This is a genomic window from Sporosarcina sp. QA0331, assembly GCF_055808055.1.
The window spans coordinates 882,260-901,554 of sequence record NZ_CM147850.1 but is presented as its reverse complement, the minus strand read 5'-3'; the positions used below and the strand labels follow the sequence as shown (position 1 = coordinate 901,554).

General features: G+C 46.8%; 17 protein-coding genes. All 17 read right to left on the bottom strand.

What is annotated here, in order from left to right; all coding sequences use genetic code 11:
- Nucleotides 1–416 precede the first annotated feature (416 nt).
- Entirely contained in the window at nucleotides 417–1,517 is a 1,101-nt protein-coding gene (locus tag AC0L13_RS04325) for an ABC transporter ATP-binding protein (RefSeq protein ID WP_473644329.1), read from the bottom strand.
- Between the two features lie 12 nt (nucleotides 1,518–1,529).
- A complete protein-coding gene (gene nagB / locus AC0L13_RS04320) occupies nucleotides 1,530–2,279 on the bottom strand; it encodes a glucosamine-6-phosphate deaminase (protein ID WP_473644327.1) in 750 nt (249 codons plus the stop codon).
- The gene (gene nagA, locus AC0L13_RS04315; RefSeq protein WP_473644325.1) at nucleotides 2,272–3,426 is read right to left on the bottom strand and encodes an N-acetylglucosamine-6-phosphate deacetylase; all 1,155 of its coding nucleotides are present in this window, start codon (nucleotides 3,424–3,426) and stop codon (nucleotides 2,272–2,274) included. Before nagA ends, nagB begins: the two co-directional genes overlap by 8 nt.
- 17 nt (nucleotides 3,427–3,443) lie before the next feature.
- Nucleotides 3,444–4,322, bottom strand: coding sequence for a MurR/RpiR family transcriptional regulator (locus AC0L13_RS04310; protein WP_473644323.1), 879 nt, complete (start codon nucleotides 4,320–4,322; stop codon nucleotides 3,444–3,446).
- 19 nt (nucleotides 4,323–4,341) lie between these two features.
- Complete coding sequence (locus AC0L13_RS04305) at nucleotides 4,342–5,286, bottom strand: GNAT family N-acetyltransferase (protein WP_473644321.1); 945 nt, start codon at nucleotides 5,284–5,286, stop codon at nucleotides 4,342–4,344.
- Nucleotides 5,287–5,291: 5 nt separating this feature from the next.
- On the bottom strand, nucleotides 5,292–6,206 hold the full coding sequence (gene murQ / locus AC0L13_RS04300) for an N-acetylmuramic acid 6-phosphate etherase (RefSeq protein WP_473644319.1): 915 nt from the start codon (nucleotides 6,204–6,206) through the stop codon (nucleotides 5,292–5,294).
- Between the two features lie 11 nt (nucleotides 6,207–6,217).
- Nucleotides 6,218–7,387, bottom strand: coding sequence for an exo-beta-N-acetylmuramidase NamZ family protein (locus tag AC0L13_RS04295; protein ID WP_473644317.1), 1,170 nt, complete (start codon nucleotides 7,385–7,387; stop codon nucleotides 6,218–6,220).
- The gene (locus AC0L13_RS04290) at nucleotides 7,384–8,355 is read right to left on the bottom strand and encodes a carbohydrate ABC transporter permease (protein WP_473644315.1); all 972 of its coding nucleotides are present in this window, start codon (nucleotides 8,353–8,355) and stop codon (nucleotides 7,384–7,386) included. The genes AC0L13_RS04295 and AC0L13_RS04290 overlap by 4 nt, the downstream gene beginning before the upstream one ends.
- A gap of 14 nt (nucleotides 8,356–8,369) precedes the next feature.
- The gene (locus tag AC0L13_RS04285) at nucleotides 8,370–9,323 is read right to left on the bottom strand and encodes a carbohydrate ABC transporter permease (RefSeq protein WP_473644313.1); all 954 of its coding nucleotides are present in this window, start codon (nucleotides 9,321–9,323) and stop codon (nucleotides 8,370–8,372) included.
- Nucleotides 9,324–9,505: 182 nt separating this feature from the next.
- Entirely contained in the window at nucleotides 9,506–10,831 is a 1,326-nt protein-coding gene (locus AC0L13_RS04280; protein WP_473644311.1) for an extracellular solute-binding protein, read from the bottom strand.
- Between the two features lie 217 nt (nucleotides 10,832–11,048).
- Complete coding sequence (locus tag AC0L13_RS04275; protein ID WP_473646842.1) at nucleotides 11,049–12,206, bottom strand: anhydro-N-acetylmuramic acid kinase; 1,158 nt, start codon at nucleotides 12,204–12,206, stop codon at nucleotides 11,049–11,051.
- Between the two features lie 115 nt (nucleotides 12,207–12,321).
- Nucleotides 12,322–13,884 carry a beta-N-acetylhexosaminidase gene (gene nagZ / locus AC0L13_RS04270; RefSeq protein WP_473644309.1) on the bottom strand — a complete coding sequence of 521 codons (1,563 nt, stop codon included), beginning with the start codon at nucleotides 13,882–13,884 and terminating at the stop codon, nucleotides 12,322–12,324.
- A gap of 30 nt (nucleotides 13,885–13,914) precedes the next feature.
- A complete protein-coding gene (locus AC0L13_RS04265) occupies nucleotides 13,915–14,622 on the bottom strand; it encodes a PIG-L deacetylase family protein (protein WP_473644307.1) in 708 nt (235 codons plus the stop codon).
- Nucleotides 14,623–14,633: 11 nt separating this feature from the next.
- Complete coding sequence (locus AC0L13_RS04260; protein WP_473644305.1) at nucleotides 14,634–15,686, bottom strand: serine hydrolase domain-containing protein; 1,053 nt, start codon at nucleotides 15,684–15,686, stop codon at nucleotides 14,634–14,636.
- Nucleotides 15,683–16,642, bottom strand: coding sequence for a GNAT family N-acetyltransferase (locus AC0L13_RS04255; protein ID WP_473644303.1), 960 nt, complete (start codon nucleotides 16,640–16,642; stop codon nucleotides 15,683–15,685). The genes AC0L13_RS04260 and AC0L13_RS04255 overlap by 4 nt, the downstream gene beginning before the upstream one ends.
- Nucleotides 16,639–17,622 carry a BadF/BadG/BcrA/BcrD ATPase family protein gene (locus AC0L13_RS04250; RefSeq protein WP_473644301.1) on the bottom strand — a complete coding sequence of 328 codons (984 nt, stop codon included), beginning with the start codon at nucleotides 17,620–17,622 and terminating at the stop codon, nucleotides 16,639–16,641. The genes AC0L13_RS04255 and AC0L13_RS04250 overlap by 4 nt, the downstream gene beginning before the upstream one ends.
- Nucleotides 17,623–17,652: 30 nt before the next feature.
- Entirely contained in the window at nucleotides 17,653–19,227 is a 1,575-nt protein-coding gene (locus AC0L13_RS04245; protein ID WP_473644299.1) for a SpoIID/LytB domain-containing protein, read from the bottom strand.
- Nucleotides 19,228–19,295: the final 68 nt, after the last annotated feature.

Below are 19,295 nucleotides of genomic sequence, written 5' to 3'. Positions count from 1 at the left end.
ATTCGATGACATACTTAATTTGCAAAACAAGTAGAAACCAGTCGAAAAAAGCATATTTCCCGGGGAATATGTATAAAATCTATGCTCATTTCCCAACAGCACTTGCTTCCCACATATATCTATGCTATAATTAATTAGTTAACGCCATAGTAACTTTTAATTTGACATGGCATTCTACGTACTGTTTTTGAGGACACTTATTCACACTGGCGCGGCTAAAGGGTCGCAAGGACGCAAGAGATGGTAGGGCTTGCGTTGCTTAAGGATAGAAGACACCCAGTGGAAAATGACCGCGGCATTGATCATTTTCAATAGAATCCGGATCACGGATCTTTAGATGGACATAAACTTCAACAATAAAAGTTACTATACAAAATAAGGGTTGCTTCTCATCATGAGAGCAACCCTTTTCCAATTTATGAATATATACGTTCTTCTGTTTCAACATCAAAGAAATGCGCTTTCTCCATATCAAATGCGAGCGGAATCGTGTCTGTTGGTCGGATCGACGTGTCGGAATCGATTCTTGCGATGAAATCAAATCCGTTCAACGCTGCGTATAAATACGTTTCAGCTCCCATTAGTTCCGCCACTTCGATTGTCGCCTGGAAAGTCGCCTTTCCATTCGATTCGATGTCGGACGCTTTCGTATAAATATCTTCCGGCCGGACGCCGAGGATTAATTCCTTCCCTGCATACCCATTCTCTTGAAGCATTTTGCGTTTCCCTTCCGGAATAAAAACCTTTGTTTCCCCAATGGCGAAGCCTTCCTCCGTCATTGTCCCTTTGAAAAAGTTCATTGCTGGTGAACCGATGAAACCTCCGACAAATACATTCCTCGGGAAATCATATACTTCTTTCGGCGTTCCAACTTGTTGGATATAACCGTCTTTCATGACGACGAGTCGTGTCGCCATTGTCATCGCTTCTGTCTGGTCATGCGTTACGTAAATCGTTGTCGTCTGCAGTCGTCTATGCAGCTTTTGGATTTCGGCGCGCATTTGCACCCTCAGCTTAGCGTCCAAATTGGACAGCGGCTCATCCATGAGGAAAATTTTCGCATCCCTTACGATTGCCCGCCCAAGTGCTACCCGTTGACGCTGTCCTCCAGACAATGCTTTCGGCTTACGGTCCAAATACTCCTCCAATCCTAAAATCTTTGCGGCCTCTTGGACTTTCACTTCAATCTCTTTCTTCTTCACTTTCCGAAGCTTTAAACTGAACGCCATATTTTCATAGACGGTCATATGCGGGTAAAGCGCATAGTTTTGGAATACCATCGCGATATCCCGATTTTTCGGGGCTACGTCATTCATCCGCTTGCCGTCGATTTCAAAATCGCCATCCGTTATATCTTCCAAACCGGCAATCATTCGCAACGTCGTCGATTTTCCACAGCCAGAAGGACCGACAAATACGATAAATTCCTTATCTTCTATATTTAAATTGAAATCTTTGACGGCAACGACACCTTTGTCATATTCCTTCGTCAAATTGGTCAACTTCAGTTCAGCCATGCTTTATCCCCCCTAAATATCTTCGGAGCCTGTTCGCTTCCCATATAGAACCGTGACATTCGCATGTCTATGTAAACAGCTCGCCGGAAATTCCTTCGATACGACTTCACTTTTCAACCGCTCGATCGCTTCCGTCTTTTCATCTCCAAATGCAAGAAGGATAATTTCCTTCGCCTCGAGAATTGTTTGGATGCCCATCGTAATCGCTCGCCTCGGGACATCTTCCTCGCAATGAAAATACTTTGCATTCATTGTACGAGTCGATTCCGCCAGATCGACGATATGTGTCCGTGAATGGAATGGTGTTCCCGGTTCATTGAAACCGATATGACTGTTCACCCCGATACCGAGCAATTGTATGTCGATTCCTCCACTTTCATGAATCAATCTTTCATACCGTACACATTCTTCATTCAAATCGGTTGCCTTTCCATCCGGCAAATGCCAATGAGTAGCTGGCAAATCAACCTTCGAAAATAAATGGTCCTCCATATAACTGTGAAAGCTCGTCGGATGGGATGATTCTAGTCCGATATACTCATCCAAATTGAATGTTCGTACTTTTGCAAAGGAAATCCGTCCTTGTACATGCCGTTCCACGAGATGTCGATAAAAGCCGGTAGGACTAGCACCTGTCGCAAGGCCAAGAACACTGTCTGGCTTCCTGTATACCTGCTGTTCAAACAAATCCGCGGCAAGACGACTCATTTCGTCATAGTCAGCTACTTCAACCCAATTGAACTCATAAACTTCATCATTCACGGGAATAACTCACCTTCCCTCTGCAAATGGTCGCCTGAACTTGAAAATCGGTATCCAAGAGTACAAGATCAGCGTCTTTTCCGGTCTCAATGCTTCCTTTTCGGTCAAACACTCCTAACCGTTTGGCTGCATTGGATGAAGACATTTTTATCAAGTCGGACAGATTCGCCCCTATGTTCCGCATCATTTGAACGGCTCCACCCATCTTCAAAACGCTGCCAGCCAATGTACCATTCGCTAATGTCGCTTTAGGACCGACTACTTCCACGGTCTGGCGCGCCAATGTATACGATCCATCCGGCAAACCTTTCGCCCGCATTGAATCCGTAATAAGGGTTATTCGTTCCGGTCCGATTTTATTATACAGAAGACGTAGCATGTCCTTCGACAAATGGATCCCATCTGCAATCACTTCACAATAGAGCTGCTCCAGCAAAAAACCTGCGCCAACCGTCCCGATCTCCCGATGGTGCATGCCAGTCATCGCGTTGCCAAAATGGGTAAGATGCGATAGACCATGATCAACCGCCTGCGCAATTTCCTCAAAAGACGCTTTCGTATGGCCTGCAGAAACGACGATGCCACGATCTGCAAGTCGCCTTGTCATATCTAGATCTTCATCACATTCCGGGGCAAGCGTTACGACTTTCAAATGAGCAAGACTTTCACCGAACCATCTTTCTAAAAGAGCAAAAGAAGGTTTTCGAATAAATTCAATTGGCTGCGCACCTGCTTGTTCCGGGTGAATGAAAGGTCCTTCCAAATGAAATCCGAGCATTTCAGCACCTGTTTCATTCTGCTCTAGGAATCTATAGCCGATATCGACTGCTTTTGCGATATCATCCGTCGACTGGGTCAGCGTCGTCGCAAGAAATGAAGTCGTCCCTTCTATTGGCAAAGCGTTTGAGATCTTTTCAAATGACTCCTCGTTTCCATCCATGAAATCAGCGCCAACCGCTCCATGTATGTGGATATCAATGAATCCTGGAAGGACAAGACAGCCTTGACCGTCCATCCGTTTTCCTGCGAAGTCGTTAATTGCTCTGCTTGAAACGGTTCTGATTTTCCCATCATCCACAACAATTTCGCCTTCCATGACGCCATCCGGCAATGCAATCCGGACATTATGAATGAGCAATGATGTCAAAGCTGTCACCTCCCGAATTATTTTTTCCGTTTCTTGAACGAATCGTTCCGAATATCATCAATCGCTTCACGTGTTGCATCCAAATAAGTAATTGTCGTTTCGAATTGCTTTGAGGCAACCGACATGAACAAGATATCCATAATATGCAGCTGTGCAAGCCTCGACGACGTAGCGCCGCTTCGCAAATTTGCTTCCTTTGCAGGTGATGTATGCAGTTGGATATCTGAAATTCGCGAAATCGGTGTCTGGCCGAATTTCGTCAAACTGATGGTCGTTGCTCCATTCGCTTGCGCAAGCTCAAGAATTTTCCCAACTTCAAATGTCGCTCCCGAGAAGGAGATGCCAACGACAACATCTTTCTCGTCAACATTCGCCATGATCGTTGCCCCCATATGTAAATCCGTGCTGACAGTTGAGGCTTTATGGATCCGCAAAAACTTCTGCTGTGCATCAATTGCCGCAATTCCTGAGGCACCAACGCCGAAAAAGTGGATATTTTGCGCTTTCACAATTGCATCGACAGCACATTCCAATTGCTTATGGTCAAGCAATTCCGCTGTTTCCAGCAATGTATGGACGGCATGCTCCGTCACCTTCTGAATCGTCGTAGCAACTGGTTCATTCGGCTGGATGTCCCGCGTCGTAATTTCCATTTTCCGTCCAAGATCACCGTTAATACGTAATTTCAACTCCTGAAAACCTTTCAATTGCAATGATTTGCATAGTCTCGTGACAGCAGCGCCGCTCGTTTGGCTCACTTCGCCTAGCTCCGAAACGGTCATCGTCACAATATCTTGCGGGTTCGCTAAAATATAGTCGGCTATTTTCTGTTCCGAAGGAGGGAGCAATTGCCTCATTTCTTTCAGCAGCACTAAGCCGCCGCTCGCTATAGCCATATATAACCCTCCATTTTCTTCAATCTAATTCCTTCACCATGACATGGAATATCCGGTATGTCTTAAATCCATTTTTCAAATATAAATGTCCTGCCGAGCTCTTTTCACTCGTCCAAAGGAACCAAGCACCTTGGATAGTCATTTGCTTCATTGAATGTAGAGCCTCATGCAATAATACCTTTCCAAGCCCTTTTCCTTGCTCGCTGTCATCGACTCCGAAAGGACCGAAACGTTCCCGGATCCCTTCGTAGCCGCCATACATTGCAAAGCCTACAATCCTGCCTTCCTTTTTCGCAACTAGAATTTGAGATGGGTCGATCCCTTGCAATAAACCTTCTCGGATTGCACGTCCCCAATCTGGGTTGAAGACGGTATTTGCGAACCAGATAACGGCAGGCAAGTCACCGTCCCGAACCGTTTCAAACATATAACCTTCCTGCTCGCGCTTCAATTTTACTGCCTTCACCGCGTCAGGATAAACATAATCCGTCAACGCTCTATGCATGGCGACCGGTGAATAGGCGCGTTTAAACCCTTCTTTTTGCAAGAAATTGAAACCGGATGGATAGACAGCTTCATCGATTCCCGGAAGGAAATAATTCGGTGCGTAAGAAGAAAAGAACACTTTCTTAGCCCCTTGCCCGCGAATATAATCAATTGCCTTCTCCATAAGCCCATTGCCGATTCCTTTTCTCCCGAAGTCAGGATGCACCATGAAAAAGGTGATCCATCCCGTATCGGGCTCAAGTTCAGTACCGCTCATCGGCAGCTTTCGCGTGATGGCTAAGATCGCTCCGACAATCCGCCCTCCGTCAACCGCGACGATCAAGCCTTCAGGGTCGAAGTTTGCATCGAGAAGCACTTGTGTCCTGAAACGTTTTTCATTGATTGGATCGTGGATCAGAACGTCATTCCATAGTCCGACAATCCCTATTTCATCTCCGCTTTGAAACGTATGATACATAACGTTTACCCTTCTTCCATACTTGCGAGTTTAACGGCTTTGCCTACGAATCCATCCGCCGCTATGATCAATTCTTGAGCTTTTTCTTTATCGACTTGTGCAAGAATCATGACGATGGCAAGCTTAACATTGTAACCGGTCTCTCTCAGAACAGATTCTGCCTTGTCTTCATCCATTTCGGTAATCGTGCAAACCATCTTTTTCGCACGTTCCCGCAATTTGAAATTGCTTGCATTTAAATCGACCATTAAGTTTTGATACACCTTGCCTGTCTTCACCATCGCCGTTGTCGAAATCATATTCAAAATGAGCTTGTGGGAAGTCGCGGCACGCAATCGAGTCGACCCTGTCAATATTTCTGGACCGGTAATGACTTCGATCGGTATATCCGCATAGTTGCTAATGAGCGAGTTTTCATTATTGGAAAGGCTGACAGTCGTTGCGCCGCATGACTTCGCATACACGAGCGCACCTTTCACATAAGGCGTCCTTCCGCTTGCAGCGATGCCGATAATGACATCCTTACTGTTCACTTGAAGATCCTCGACGTCCTTCGCTCCAAGTGTTTCATCATCTTCAGCGCCTTCGACGGCCTGATACATCGCCCCTTCTCCCCCTGCCAATACCGCCTTTACGAGATCGGGGGAAGTTCCAAATGTCGGAGGGCATTCCACTGCATCCATGACGCCGACTCTGCCGCTCGTTCCTGCACCTATATAGAGAAGCCTACCACCATTTTTAAAAGCTTCCACTACTTTTTCAACAGTCTTTTCAATTTCCGGGATCACTTGCCGAACAGCTAAGGCAACGGTCTGATCCTCATCATTCATCGTTCTCAATATGTCCCCGATTGACATTTCATCCAATCTCTTTGTCTTCGGATTGGATCCTTCAGTCGTCAGAAGTGATAATTTTTCCATCGTCCGCCTTCCTATCTGTATCGTAAGTAACGTTCTCTCATTTTCATGAATTTCCCCGTATCTCGACTGCACTCCTGCAAATACCGGTGTATATTCCCTTCCAATAGCCCACGGCGCAATGCATCATTCCCTGCAAGCAGATCGATCATCGGATGCCCCAATTTGCCATACTCCAAAAACTCGAGTTTTCCGGGGTACATCTCTGCAACGACTGCAAGGATTTTAACGAATGACTCCACTGGTTTAAACGTCTGCCGATCCGTTATATGAAGCTGAATCCCCTCGCAAAGTTGTCCATTGTACTTTTGATACATCGGCGTGAAGGAGAGTGCGCGTGCGCGGATCCCTTCCAAGCCTAAAGCATTTACATTATCTTGCAACTTCTCTCCGTCAATGAAAGGAGCGCCGATAATTTCAAACGGTTGTGTCGTCCCACGTCCTTCGGAAAGATTCGTTCCTTCTACCAAACATGTCCCCGGATATAGCAGCATCATATCGAGCGATGTCGTATTTGGCGAAGGCGGTATCCAAGGCAGCCCATTATCCGTTTGGAATGAACGCCTATTCCAGCCTTTCATCTCGACCACTTCCAATTCGCATCCGATGTGAAACTCTTCGTTAAAATAGGTAGCAAGCTCACCGACTGTCATACCATGCCTGTTCGGAATCGGATATAGTCCGACGAAAGACGTGTAATCCGGATCGATTAAATTCCCTTCGACTATGTCTCCGCCAATCGGATTCGGCCGATCGAGGACAATCATTCTTTTTCCTGTTCGAGCGCAAGCTTCCATCATATATGCCATCGTGTAAATATACGTATAATATCTCGCGCCGATGTCTTGTATATCGAAGACGACGATGTCGACTTTTTCCATCATTGCATCCGTCGGTTTTTTCGACTGCCCGTACAGGCTAAATATCGGAATGCCCGTTGAACGATGGATGGCGTCGGTGAATTTCTCGCCTTCCTTCACATTCGTCAACAAGCCGTGCTCCGGCGCGAAAAGCACCGCCAACTGAAGCTCGGGATGCTCATGGAATAAACGAATCGTAGAGACAAGCTCTGCATTTGCACCTGTTTGATTCGTCAATAAACCGAGCCTCTTCCCACGTAGTTCCGACAAGTCCCTCTCAAAAAATGCGTCAACACCCAACTTCACTTGAATGTGCCCCATCATTCTTTCACGCCGCCAAGCGTCAAGCCTTTGACGAAATAACGTTGGAATAAAATGAAGACGATGATCATCGGAATGGCAGCAACTGCAGCACCGCTCATAAGCAATTTAAAGCTTGCCAAGTTCGCGTCCTGCAATGTTTTCAACCCTACAGGCAATGTGTAAAGCTCTGCAGTGTTCAGCACGATGATCGGCCATAGGAATGAATTCCATACGTTCATGAACGTGAAGATGCCAAGCGCGGCAAGTCCCGGTCTTGCGAGCGGCAGGACGACTGTCCAAAATGTCCGCCATTCACTTGCCCCGTCCATTCTGGCAGCCTCAAGCAATTCGTCCGGAATGGAATACATGAACTGCCTCATGAGGAATACGCCGAATACCATGGAAAGATCAGGTAGGATCAATGCCCAATGCGTATCCATCAAACCTAAATTCCCGACCATAATGAATAGTGGGACGAGTGTTACTTGACCAGGGATCATCATCGTCGAAATAATAATCCAGAAGATCAAATTCCGTCCTGGGAATCTCTTCTTCGCCAACACATAGCCTGCCATCGAGTCGATAAGCAAAATGCCTATCGTGACGACAACCGCAATGTAAATACTATTGAAAAACCATTTTCCAACGTCATGCTTCTTGAACAATGTCTTGAAGCTACCGAACGAATTCGAAACGATATGGTCCATCATATCGCGATGATACGCTTCCTCTTTGGCATCCCCAGCTTTAGCCGCATCCCTCGCCTCGCCCCAATGCTTGAAATATAGCGGTATTCCCATCGGATACATTTTCGGCGGATTGGAGTCGACGTATGAAACTGGACGCTCCATATCTTGGGATTGATAGCTGCTTAGCTGAAGAGAAGTCGAGAACACCCAATACAACGGAAGCAATGAAACAATGGCGAAAACAGTAAGCAATCCGAAAATAATTAGTTTATTTAAACGATCGAGCGGTTTTTTCTTCATTTCCTATCCCCCAATCACTCATCATGGCGAAGCACCCGGAATTGGATGACAGAAAAGATGAGGATAATGACAAATAATACGACTGATTGAGCCCCTGCCAAACCGAATTCGAAATCACGGAAGCCCGTTTTATAAATGAGGTGGACGAGCGTTTCTGTCGCGCTCCCCGGTCCTCCCCCGGTCATCATGATGATTTGCGTAAACACTTGGAATGAACCAATCGTGCTCAATAGCACTAAATATAATGTCGTCGGTTTCAATAAAGGAATCGTAATATGGATCCACTGTTTGAATCGGCTTGCACCATCTATCCGCGCGGCTTCATATAACGATTGGGAAATCGATCCCATCGAAGCTAAATACATGATGATCCCAACTCCAAACGGGATGAGACATTGCATAATGATCAGCGCCCATAACGCCGTACTCGACTGTCCAAGCCAGTTGACGGGACCAGCGCCGAACCAACCTAACACATAGTTGAAAAGCCCGAAATCGTAATTGTACATCCAGCGCCACACCATCGCGATGATGACCATCGAGGTGACCGTCGGCAAATAGAACGCAGATCTGAACAAGCTTTGTGATACTTTCCCTAATTCAAAAATGAGTGTGGACAGCACAAGAGCGCTAATAACGCCGAACGGAACTGTTACGACCGTAAATAGCAAAGTGTTTTTCAATGCAATCCGGAATGCTTCGCTCTCAAACACTTTTATGTAGTTCTCTAATCCGACAAATTCACTGCCGAAGATTTTGTATTTCTGAAAGGATAAAATGAACGCCCACACAACGGGGATTGCAACGAAAAGCGTGAAAAGAATAAGCTTTGGCAGCAGGAAGAGGTACGCGCTATAGTTCCGCTTCATCTCGTAAAGCACTTTTTTAGGACTCTTTTTCGATTTTCCGATAACTTTCAGTTTTTCCTTATTCTTTTTCGGCACTGCACCCATAGGCATCTGAGTCATATTGACACCCCCCTAAAAGTGAAGCAGGCGTACGCGATGCATAGCCTGCTTTCTTTTTATCCCGCATTAACTGGCAGTAAGACTCCCACCTATGTGGGAGGTAGACTGCCAGTAAATGCCCGATTGGTTCAACTAACACTCACTGGGGGAAAAGCACCCCCATTGAGTGAAGTTTCACTTTATTACTCCATTATTTGGTCTACTGCTTTTTTAGCATCTGCCATCGCTTGCTCGGCAGTTTTTTCACCATTGAACACGAGTTGCAGTTCACTTTGGATTGCTTCATCAATTTTTTTCCATTCCGGATGACGTGGAAGCATGATAACTTGATCGGACATTTCCATTGCACGTGTCATTTCCGGATTGTCTTTGAACGGATCCATTTCAGCAGCACTAATGCGCGCCGGGAAAATACCGTAATTTTGTGCCATATGATATTGTTCATCAGCTGTAGAAATAAATTTCATGAAATCTGCAACTGCTGCTTTCTTGTTCACATCTTCTTGGTGCATCATGACCCAACCGCCGACGCCGCCGATTGTCGATGCATCTTTATCACCTGACGGATATTCAGCAACCATGAAGTTTGTCGGATATGCACCTTGTGCAGCACCGATTGCCCATGTTGCCCAAGGTTGCATGGCGACTGTACGCTGCTCTTCATTCGCCCACGCTTGGAAAGTACCACCAACATCATTGCCGCCATGCGTCTCTGGAGCAACTTTATGCGTCAATTTCATATCAGCCAAATCTTGAATCGCCTTTACAGCTTCCGGAGAATCGAATGTGAACTCCGTCATATCCTCGTTAAGCGGTGATCCGCCATTTTTATAGAAGAATGGCCAAGCTTCATAATAGCCAGGCATGATGTACGTCGAGAATCCGTATACATCCGTCTTGCCATCGCCATCGCGGTCGAACGTCAATTTTTCTGCTGCTTGTAAAAACTCTTCATATGTCCACTTTCCATCTTTCGGCGGCTCAACGCCTGCCTCTTCGAATAGATCCAAGTTCAACAGCATCGTGTGCAACGTAATACTGTTCGGAATTCCGTATAGCTTTCCATCATACGTATATGCTTCAAGCGCATTGTCGTAGAAGTCCGCTTTTGCATCTTTATCGAAATATGGATCTAGTGATTCGATGACGCCTTGCTCGATATGATCGATGCTTACCGCGCTGCCGCTAATATCGACTGGCGCGATATCCGGCCAAGCTTTACCTGCGATGGCGACGCCGAGCTTATCTCCCATTTCCGCCCATGGCACTTGCACTAATTCGATTTCAATGCCTTCATTTGCTTCTTCGTATTCTTTAATCTTATCTTCTAGCCAATGGAACTTATTATCGTCCGCATCCGGCCATCTTGGTCCATCCCAAATGGTGATCTTTCCTTTGAACTCTTCAGCATTTCCCGCTTCTTCTTTGTCGCCGCAAGCTGCAAGCATCGTCGCGGCAAGCCCTAGCGTTAAGGCCGCAAGAGCGGATTTCTTCCATACTTTCTTCATTTTTTGACCCCCTAAAATTTTTCTCGTGAATTTCCCCATTTTTTAATTTCTAGCAGATAAAACGGTTGTGCCCAAACGCATAAAACAGAGGAAACGCGCATAAATCCCGGAAACGACGCATAAACGTCTACAAATACTCATAACTTGCCAAATTCGTGCATAAACGCCGCGAATCACGCATAAACCATAAAATACACGCATAATTGCCTGCAAGCACTTATGATCCCCAAGCTATTTTCCCCATTATCGTCGCTTTCTCCGCGCCCGTCGCTGCTGGCAATGAATTTGGAATTTTGTTGATGCCCAAATAGCCAAGCAAGGCAAAGACGAACGCTTCCTTCGCATCTGCGTCGATTCCTAGATCACCTGTCGTTGCAAATTTTACATCTTCAGGTAGGAGTGCCTTCAGAAACCCCATTAATGTCTGATTATGCACACCACCTCCGCTGACAATCAATTCTTTCACGTCATGCGTTTCTATATATCTTTGAATCTCTGTAGCTATTGTTTTTGCCGTCAGCATTGTTGCTGTGGCGATTTTATCGGTGGATGATCGACCACGCTCATCCCCTTCCGTCCAAAATGCTTCAACGAAAGAAGATCCGAATAATTCCCTCCCCGTGCTTTTCGGTGCTTGTAAAGCGAAATATTCATGGCTCGTCAGTCGACCTATCCATTCATCGTCGACAGTGCCGCCAGCAGCTAGCTTTCCGTCCTGATCGAAGGAGCTTTGCCCGCCGGTTAGCTTTGCAACACAAGCATCGATCAACATATTTCCAGGACCTGTATCGTAGGCGACAATCGATTGCTCCGACCCACGCCGCGGCAGCACTGTCAAATTGGCGATGCCTCCGATGTTTAGAAGGACACGCCCGATCAGCTCCGATTGGAATAAAACCTGGTCCGCAAATGGAACTAATGGAGCACCTTGCCCACCCGCCGCCATATCACGTGTTCTGAAATCCCCAATGACTGTTTTGCCTATACGCTCCGCTAAAACAGCGATATCACCAATTTGCATCGTATTCGGACGGGCGTACATTCGTTTCAGTTCAACTACCGGCTCATGCCATATTGTCTGACCATGAGAACTGATGAGATCAATCGTATCCAGTCCGATTCCCGCTTGCTGTAAAGCTTCCGTAAGCGACTCTGCATATCGTTCCCCTAAATACATATTCATCGAAGATACTAGATGCAGTGGTGCTGCCGGGTCCATCAACTTATGCAGCTCTTGCTTAAGTCCATCGTCATATGGCATCGTCACGAAATGAAGCAAGTCATGCCGGATATTCCCTTCTTCAAACGAGAAATCGACAATCGCAATATCGAGGCCATCCAAAGAAGTTCCCGACATTAATCCACAGACGCGCATTGGTTTCACGGGCATGCTCCTTTCCAAAATCTCTCATTGAAAACGCTTACTGTCATTTTAGCGTTTCTGAAATTAAATATCAATACTAATTTATTTTTCTAAAAAGAATTTTCACTCATTCGATAGTGACTGGTAATCTACCATTTATTGATGTTGTTCCTGTCAAATATGAAGCTACAACTTCAAACGCAGATTGTGTGAATTCATATGTGCAAATGACCCGATTTGCCTCCGGAAAATATGACGCATCATAAGGCGACCGCACAGCAATAACATCAACTGGCTTGCCACTATCCAATAATTCATCGACGAGCTGCCTCTGTTTTTCATGCTTATCGGCATTCAACGTCAGCACGATAATATGATCGTACTCGCCCGCGAGTTCCTTCATATGGACATCACTCGAACTATTACCGTCGATTTCCATTGATATAACGTTTCCGTGAAGCTTCTTCAACTGCTCCGCCATCGTCAACGTCGCATACCGTTTATCTTCCACCATCATCGCATATTCATTTTTTGGGTGGACGAGCAGCACACGGTCCTCCACTGCAATCGGAATACCCGGACCTTTCACTTCTGTTATGCCTTGCTTATAAATTTCTTCCATTTCATCATGATGCTTCTTCGAGCCGACAAAATCGGCAACCGTTTTATTCGCTTCAATCTCTTCCCATGATGTATATTTACGCGCAACTTTCTCGATTCTTTCAATTGACTCCTCAATCCGACGCTCGGATATCCGGCCGCTTTCGACAGCTTCCGCCAAACGTATGACTGCCTGCTCCTGTAAATCATGCAAATGGGATACCATGACGAAGTCTACTCCCGCCTCAACCGCCTTTACGCATCCTTCCACTGTACCGATCCTTTTCGAAATCGCGTCCATTTCCATGCAATCCGTTGTAATGACGCCGTCGAACCCGAGCTCTTCCCGAAGAAGCCCCGTAATGACTGAATGTGATAACGTCGCCGGGACATTCTCTTTGTCTTCAAGTGCAGGGAAATAAACATGTGCACTCATAACAGCATCCGCACCAGCCGCCATGCATTCCTTGAACGGTACTAGCTCGACAGCGTGCAACCTTTCAAGATCATGATCGATCACCGGTAAATCGAGATGGGAATCAACACTCGTATCTCCATGGCCCGGGAAATGCTTTAACGTCGTCATGACCTCTGCCTCTTGCATTCCGAGCATCGAATGTTTCGCCATTTCCGCTACATTCGCAGTGTCTTCCCCGAAGGAACGGACACCGATGACCGGATTTTTCGGGTTATTGTTAATATCAACGACAGGCGCCAAATTCCAGTTGATGCCAAGCGCTTTTAATTCTTTGCCGGTCATATATCCAGCTTTTCTAGCATTCGCCGGATCATGTGTCGCTCCGAGTAGCATTGCGCCAGGGATGATCGTTGTCCCTTCACCGAGTCTCCTGACGACACCATTTTCCTGATCGATACAAATGAGCAAAGGCGTTTCATATCCCGCCTTCTTCGCTTCCGCTTGGAGGCTGTTCGTCAACGCGAGAATTTCTTCCGGCGTGCCGATATTCCGTCCGAATAGGATGATCCCTCCAATATGATATGTGTGAATCAAATGTTTAATTTCCTCCGACATCGTAATGCCTTTGAATCCGGCAATCAGCAATCGGCCTACCTTTTTTTGCAAATTCATGTTGTTTCCCCCTCTTCACATCTCTTTTACTTAAATCGGAAATCCCGGGATATACCCTTCCCGTCTTACATGCAATCCCCTTGAGTTCTTCAACGTCTGCGCATACGTTGTGCGAGCCAGACAGCCGCGCATCGTCCCTAGCGCTTTATAATAATCGTAATATCGGAAACTAGTAGAATTCATAATGAACCAGTAGCAAGACAAAGCCTTCAAGTAAGCATCGAACGAATCTGTCACATCGACGTAAATATCCGGTTCATACCCATCCATGTCCTCCCAGTTTTCACTATGGAAAACGCGTCGAAGACCGTGCGGGGGCAGTCCTTCAAGATCGAATCCCGGCAAGGAAGCTTTCAGCCATGCATCTTGTACAATCTTTTGACAGAGTGCATGATCAGGATGCATGCTGTTCTCCCAATGTGTAATGACGAATTCTGGCTTTTCCCTCCGAAAAATCGTCGCCACTTCCTTGACGATTTCTTCATTGAACGTCAATTCTGCATCCCGATGTGCGAGTGTGATGCTCGTTCCTCCTAAAATGGCCGCTGCTGCTTCAGCCTCCCGGATCTTTTGCAGACGGTATTTCTCTACATCCATATTCGGCGGTGCTCCCTTCTCCCCTGCCGTTAAATGAAGGAACGTTACTTGATATCCTGCCTGTGCGTATTTATGGGCGATTGCGCCGGCTTGGATTTCCCCATCCCCGCAATGCGCTCCGACGATCATGACACGTTGCATACTAATTCCCCCTATGAAAACAATGTTGTATAGACAATATTATGTAGGCGGGGCCGCAGACGGAGCATTTCAAGATGCCGCCCAAAATACACACGGTTCGTCAGCAGCATGACCGTCAATTCCTTTTCTGGATCAATATAAAAGCTCGTCCCGGTGAATCCCGTATGCCCATACGTGCTTTCCGACATTAAATCTCCTGCTGGACTCGCCCCGCTCCCTTTCAATTGCCATCCGAGACCTCTGCTTTCATCCGCAAACGGTGTGAAGTTGCGTCGCGACAGCGCAAGCCAATGCGGATCGAGGATTTTCTTCCCTTCGTGCACTCCGTCGTTTTCGAGCATTCTTGTGTAAATAGACAAATCGTCCATCGTTGAAAACAATCCCGCATGACCGCTTATCCCGTCCATGAATTCCGTATTATCATCGTGGACGATGCCATATTTATGGCCTTGCAAATGATCGTAATACTCGGTCGGTGCATACCGCTGCCGCTCACACGTCGGCTTATATCCCGTATCCTTCATTCCCATTGGCTCGAATAGATGCTGTTGCGCATATTCGTCAATCTTCTGCCAGCTAACCTTTTCGATAATTTCCATAAGGAGAATGAACCCGAGGTCGCTATAAACGACATTAGTGTCAGGTGTATATTCCAGCTGCTCATCTTCAATCTCCTTCAACACTTGCGCGTCTGAAAGTTTCCTTTCAAAGTAAGGACGATGGGCAATCAAACCCGAAGAATGGGTGAGCAGCTGCTTAATTGTCGTACCTTCTTTCCCGTGTTTTTGGAATGAAGGGATGAATCTCGCAACTTTATCATGCAAATGGATTTCCCCAGCTTCACATAATTGCAAGACGGCAGGCAACGTCACCATCACCTTCGTCAACGACGCCATATCGAACAGATGACTGCTCGTTACGGGTACTTTATCTTCTTCCAAACTATTCGTTCCAACTGCTTCGTCGAGTATGATTTTTCCTTTGTGCCGGACACGGATGACCGCTCCCGGTGTCACTTGCAAATCGATTTCGCGCTGTAAAAAGTCCTTCACCGCTTCTCTCATTCATTCCACCCCAATTGTTTAGACATCGACTGATACTGCTTCCAAGGTGTGAAGCCGAGCTTTTCATAAAATGCAACGAGCTGTGTCCAATCAATGACGATATCCGTCACTCCCCTGCTGATCAGTTCATTCGCCGCAGCCTTCACTAAGTCGATTCCAAAATGATTCCCTCGGATTTCACGGTCAATTCCTAAAGGTCCGATGCCACCCATCTCCCCTTTGCTTAACGCCGACCAATATACGTTTTGCGCAATGACCGGTGATAGTGGGTCGTTTATCCGGCAAAATCCTTGCAGTTCACCGTCAATGAAAAAACCGATAAACTCCCTTCCCGAGCCGGCAATTAATTCATAATGAATAACTTCATAATGCCAGCGACCCGGAAAGACGCGCTCCAAAAACTGGAGCAGAGAAGGGATGTCATCTTTCGTCAATAGACGATAATGCTCACTCGAATTCGTTAGCTTGTATAACTCACTTTCTCGGACATTTTTAATCAAATCCGTTTCAATCCCGCCCTTGATGTATCCACGCTTTTCAAACCAGCCGATCGTTGCTACGTCTTCAACTGGAACGCCAGGGAAGTAATGCCATGGATCACGCCCTAATCGGATTTCATCAACTCCCGCTTCAAGCAGCGCCTGTTCCGCGAGCCGAAGCAACTCCGAGCCGACCCCATCTTTTTGAAATGGCTTCCCGACCAACATGCATTGAATCCATCCGACCGTCTTCGGCATACGGGCATCAAGCTTCTCCACATACCGTTTCGCGACAATAAATCCACAAAGTTGCCCTTCCTTAACGACAGCGAAAGACCCTTCCGTCACCACATTCGGTTCAGTCGTTGTGTTTTGATTCCATAACGCGGCGTTCATCGGAAATCGTTCGCCGATTTCCTTATTCCAAAGCTCCACGATATCAGATGCAAGTATTTCTACTAAAGGCACTACCGTCATGGCGCCACCCTTTCTTGAAGCTGTTCATTCAAACGGCTGGCGAATTCCGGATGGACAGTCTTTTGCCTTTCCGCCAATCCTGCAAGAACCGCCCCTCCGACAGGCGGCACTTGCGTCGATTGGAAGACGGCGTTCGGAATCGATTGATGGGCCAATTCACGGAACCTTTCTGCAAACAGCTCAAATTCGGTGAAGACGCCGCCCGACAATACAATTGCAGTTGGATCGTTTTTATCGAATATACGGTGATGGCAAGCTTCAATTGAATGCATCATTTCCTCGCACGCTCTCTCCACAATCCCTTTTGCAACTTCATCATCCGCCTGCGCTTCTTGAAAAACGAGACGGGCAAGCGGCGCGACGACTGAACGCGGATGTTCTTTCCCGTACACTTTGCCGATAATATCCGGGACGTTTTGGACAGCAAAATACTCCTTGACCCGATCCGTCAATGATGTCGCCGAGCCGCGATTATCAAACGAACGGAACACCGCTTTCAACGCTTCATTCCCTAAATAAAACCCGCTTCCTTCGTCATCGAATAAATAACCCCATCCACCAGAACGGGCGGTTTCCCCGTTTTCATTAATGCCTAATGTGACAGCGCCGGTACCTGCTATCTGGACGATGCCCGGTCCGCCGAGCGTGCCGGAATATAAAGCATTAAACGCATCGTTCCGTACAGTGACTGTCGTTCCGGCTGGCAGCTCCTGTGCTAACAGGGCCGCCACTTCTACATCCCGCCCACTTTCCCCGACGCCTGCAATTCCAGCAAAACAGACGGACAATTGATTGAAAACAGCTTCGTTCTGCTTTTTCAACTCTCTTGCCAATCCGCAAATCACTTCTTCGAATTCTGCCTGCAGCAACGTGTTCGGATTGCTCCGTCCAGTTACTGCATGCATGTAAACGTTTCCAAATACATCGGCGACAATGCCCGTCGTCCTCGTTCCGCCACCGTCGATTCCTAATACATACATCTGTTGACTACCGCCTTTTTTTCCGTCGAATTAATATCTTGTCACTAAATCAATCCCTGTGTAGAAATGCTTCAAAATAACATCATACGTATATCCTTTTTCAGCCATTCCGACCGCACCGACTTGGGACATTCCGACGCCATGGCCCCATCCGCCGCCGTCCACTTTGTATCCGATCGTCTCATTCGTTTCCTTATCGATGACAGGCTCAATAATGAACAATGTGCTTAACAACACTGCCGGATTGCCGTTCGCATCGATATATTGGAGTGCCCAGCGGATGCGGTCCTTGTATTCGTAGAACGTACCGTTGTCCGTAACGAATTCAATGACAGCCGCACGACCCGAGCTGGACCGTTCTGTTACATTGATTTCCAACACTTCGCCGACTTCAGTGTTGAAGTAGGTTCCAACGATTTCGCTGATTTCCTCTGCCGTCCATTCAAAATGCCAACGATAATATTTGGACCAATTCGCTTCGAAATCTCCTGTCTTCACTTCACGCAATGATTCCCCTGCGCCTGTTTTCTTATAAATGTCCAAAGCCGGGACGTATTTTAAGTCATTCCCTTTTTGCGCTACATGCTTTGCTCGTAAATAAGGAGTCGCTTCCGAGTTCCATACATCTTCGTTATTCGCCGTGAAACCGCCGCTCGTTGAATGGAAAACCGCTGTTATGAGCTTCCCTTCATACGTCGCGACAATCCCTCTAGTACCGTCGACAGCTTCATTCGAGATCGGATGCTCCGCGCTAAATCCTCCATACACTTGATCGGAAGTTGTCGGCAATAGATCATAGCCGTCCGCACTCCGCTTGCCCATATTGGATAAAGCATATGTGCGTGCTGCAATCGCCTGTGCTTTTTGTGCTTCCACTTCTGCATATGGAACCGGAGGAAGCTCACGAGGAACGACACCGTATAAATATTGCTCGATGCTCAATTCATTGATACCTGCCAACGTTCCGCTGCTGTTGAAGCCAACTTCCGCAAGTCCGCGATACGTTTGTCCGTTGATTTTAACGAATCCGGACGGCGCTAAAACTTGAACAGGATTCGAAGTTTCCTTCTCTTCCCCGTTTTTCGTCACTTTCAATTGTGTTTCGCCTTCTGCAATCGTTATGATTTTCCAAAATGCGTCGCTCGCAGCCAATCCTTTTGCGACAACTTCATCCTTGAATGCAGTCCTGTCTGCGAATGATGCATCCGCCGCAAATTTGCCAAGATACAAACGCCAACCGCCGTTATAATCTTCTGCGTACGTCGGATACCCTTCAGCATGCGCCCGTCGAAGCCAATCATCTAAATATGCTTGACTCGTCGTGAAAGCGACTTGCAGACGGTAGTGAGTTTGAACAGTTGAAGCGGAACCCAATTCCACGAACACTTCTTCATCCGTTCCGGTAAATATTACCTCTCCTGTGTACTTATCGATCAATTCAAATGCACCTTGCCCGCCGATAGTCAATGAACCGACGGTCGGCACAACGCCAATCCGGATTGTCGGATCCTCGCCGGTTTGTGCAGACGCCGTATGTCCTCCCACCCCTTGGAAAAATAATGCGCACGCCATTAAACTAGCGGCTGCATACTTCAGGACTTTCATCCAATCGTTCATCCTCTCTATTATTGGTATTTTCGTTGCTACCAATAGAGATTCGACGAAGCTATGAA